Below are 687 nucleotides of genomic sequence, written 5' to 3' on the forward strand. Positions count from 1 at the left end.
CATTCATGTTCTAGCAGGGCAAACCAGTTTAATTGAAGCGGTCGATCTTCTTGCTGCATGTAAAACGGTGGTCGCAAATGACTCAGGCTTAATGCATGTAGCAGCCGCTGTAGGTTGTAATGTCGTTGCTGTTTATGGCTCAACATCACCAAAGTACACACCACCACTGGCTGAAAAAGTTGAAATGGTTCATACCGATATCGACTGCCGACCATGTTTCAAGCGTGAGTGCCAATACCAACATTTGAAATGCTTGACTGAGCTATCGCCAAAACAAGTCCTAGATAGCATCCAGAAGCTCGAAGCCATTGCGACTAGTTCATGTTAATTCGAATTATTTATACGGCACTGTTAGCGCTTGCCTCACCATTTCTTTTATTGGGCTTATATAAAAGCAAGCCCAATAAACCCAAATTTGGTGGGCGCTGGAAAGAACACTTTGGAATTACCCCACAGTTAAAAACGCATCAGCGTCCAATTTGGATTCATGCTGTTTCTGTAGGCGAAAGCATCGCGGCAACACCTCTAATCAAGGAACTCAAACAGCAATATCCAGAGCAACCTATCGTTGTCACAACAACCACGAGCACTGGTGCGGAACAAATAGCCAAGTTGGGTGATTTAGTTGAGCACCGCTATATGCCAATAGACTTTGGCTTTGCTGTAAAAAGCTTCCTAAAGGCAATA

At 44.0% G+C, this 687-nt stretch carries 2 protein-coding genes; both read left to right on the forward strand.

From position 1 onward, the window contains the following. Positions 1-328, forward strand: a 328-nt coding sequence (gene waaF, locus R7Z77_RS25775) for a lipopolysaccharide heptosyltransferase II (RefSeq protein ID WP_318137101.1), incomplete at its 5' end; no start/stop codon positions are given. After that, positions 322-687 (forward strand): glycosyltransferase N-terminal domain-containing protein (locus tag R7Z77_RS25780; RefSeq protein ID WP_318137102.1); only part of this gene is annotated, 366 nt, incomplete at its 3' end. The genes waaF and R7Z77_RS25780, both read left to right, overlap by 7 nt.

It is taken from the genome of Vibrio sp. 1401, assembly GCF_033340295.1.